The following is a 1,960-nucleotide window of genomic DNA, read 5'->3' as shown; positions in this document are numbered from 1 at the left end:
TCTTGTTTAAAAAATTATATTCACAGGCATTTTCAGAATCGCTTATAGGATATCCTTACCTTCCTGGATATTTTCTATTCTATTAGCACAGAACTTATTACATAACCTTAATTCATTTAATCAGTAATTTTTTTAAGCTCAAAAATAGTTGCCTCTGATAACAAGATAAGCCTATCGTTATTAACAACAAAAAAACTTACACTTACAGGTATGCTAAGTTTTGTAGAAGGGTCACTTATATCTATTGCTTTTACTACATCATTTATATTTAAGTCTGGGATATCTATTTTATATAATCTATAAAAAGAGTCAGAGTTATAGCATGTCGCTGTAATCTCATATAATGGATTTTTTAGTTCATATTGATAATTACTATAGTTTTTAAGTCCTTTTGATGAAAAAAAGTCTTTTTTGATTATAATTTCATCTCCAATAAATTTTTGCCCTGTTGGATATTCAGAAGCATCATTATATGAATTTGCAAATCCTAAAAGCTTCTCAACTTTCCAAGTTCCATAGAAATATTTTTCAGTTTCACTATCCAAACTTATACGTTCTACAGTACAATATTCGGATGTGTTTTTTGGAATAATAGACTCATCCGTTTCAGGTTTAGGCTCACTAGAAGTATTTGGATTTGATGTCATTTCAACATTTCCACAAGCCGATGCTAGCATCAACATTATCATAATACAAACCAATAAAATTTTTTTCATATTTCACACTCCTTTTTATTTTTTTGATTGTGTCACAATCTCTTCAGACATCATTGGTTAATGGAATTTTATAGAATATGGTATATTATGTCTAGTGGTTTTTTCAAACCCCTGAATTTTTTGTAAAATCTCCACGCTTATAAATTTCTGTTGGAACACTCTACGAAAAGAAACAACCTGTTGGAAGTTCGCAAATGAGAAAATTGATACAAAAAATTGATAAACGTACCGAAACGTAATACTTTACAATATTGCTCTAAAAGGGCGCCTCTTCGACAACAAACCAGTTATCCTTGCCCAGTATCTGCAAAATTGGCTCAATAGACTCTTCTGTAAATTCCTCTAGATTTAATTCCTTCACTACTTCAAAGGACTTGACATAGAATCGGCCATTCTCATCTTGAACGTATGCCAGGTATTTTCTATCTACTACCTGTTTGCCAATTTGATATTCGAAGTCAAACCATAGAATCTCTTTAACCTTTTGAGTAAGGACAGTTATTTCACTGGCCTTTTCCAACCACTGCAGCATGTTTTTTTTCTCTTCTTCTTCAAACAATATACCCATGAATTCTGGTTGGGCTTTTATAGAGTCCGATCTGTATATGAAATAATTTATCGCGTGCAAATTCTTCCCCCGAAACTGGCTTGCCAAGGATTGGTTCGGTGTTTCTTGTGAGGCATTATTTGGCCTCGTTTCTTGGGAAGTGCAGCCCGATAGGGAAAGATAGAGTGCTGATATGAAAATAAGTAAGAACTTATGTTTCACAAATATTTCTCCTCTCATTAATAGAGAAAACACCCCTCGCTTTAATTAGAGCGAAGGGCATGCCTTTTTCAAATCAATCCCAGTCTGATCCCCAATATGATTTGAAGAGACTTTGAAATGAATAGTTTCCTCCAGTTATTTTCGGAAGATAATTGATATCCAGAGCATGCGGTGTGTATCTATAGAGCCCATGTCCCATAATTTTTAACCCAGATGTAGTTTTTATCATTCGTGCCGTAAAACCCCTTGCTTTTAGCTATGGGGATATAAGGAACTTTGCTCTGTATCCTCGTTAGGGGATGCTAAGAGCAAACAAAAAATAGTTCTTTTTGCATCGTTGTTAGATGTGCACCACATATCTAACGAGATGTGGTATCATTAACCATAGGTGATGGTTTTGAGTAGATCAGTGGAAAGCAACCATAATATCGTATTTGACTGTAAGTATCATGTTGTCTTTTGTCCAAAGTATCGT

Annotated in this window: 2 protein-coding genes and 1 pseudogene; 1 reads left to right on the top strand and 2 read right to left on the bottom strand. The window is 33.8% G+C overall.

The genetic code is table 11. The features are described from left to right. Nucleotides 1–116 precede the first annotated feature (116 nt). Together Q3F21_RS27015 and Q3F21_RS27010 are read right to left on the bottom strand one after the other, a co-directional pair. Nucleotides 117–716 (bottom strand): hypothetical protein, encoded by a 600-nt coding sequence (locus Q3F21_RS27015; RefSeq protein WP_340259665.1) that lies wholly within the window; start codon nucleotides 714–716, stop codon nucleotides 117–119. Between the two features lie 256 nt (nucleotides 717–972). After that, on the bottom strand, nucleotides 973–1,485 hold the full coding sequence (locus tag Q3F21_RS27010; RefSeq protein ID WP_340259663.1) for a hypothetical protein: 513 nt from the start codon (nucleotides 1,483–1,485) through the stop codon (nucleotides 973–975). Between the two features lie 388 nt (nucleotides 1,486–1,873). Between Q3F21_RS27010 and Q3F21_RS27565 the strand changes: the two are divergent. Beyond that, nucleotides 1,874–1,960 (top strand): annotated as a pseudogene (locus Q3F21_RS27565) (IS200/IS605 family transposase); the annotation flags it as partial.

Source organism: Brevibacillus borstelensis, assembly GCF_037834415.1.
In the GTDB taxonomy this organism is placed as follows: domain Bacteria; phylum Bacillota; class Bacilli; order Brevibacillales; family Brevibacillaceae; genus Brevibacillus; species Brevibacillus borstelensis_A.
Note: the sequence above shows the minus strand (reverse complement) of the source record. Positions and strands in the feature narration are given on the sequence as shown.

What these genes read in the sequence shown, in the direction of transcription:
- Q3F21_RS27015 (WP_340259665.1), bottom strand. Translation starts at nt 716, where the DNA reads ATGAAAAAAATTTTATTGGTTTGTATTATGATAATGTTGATGCTAGCA.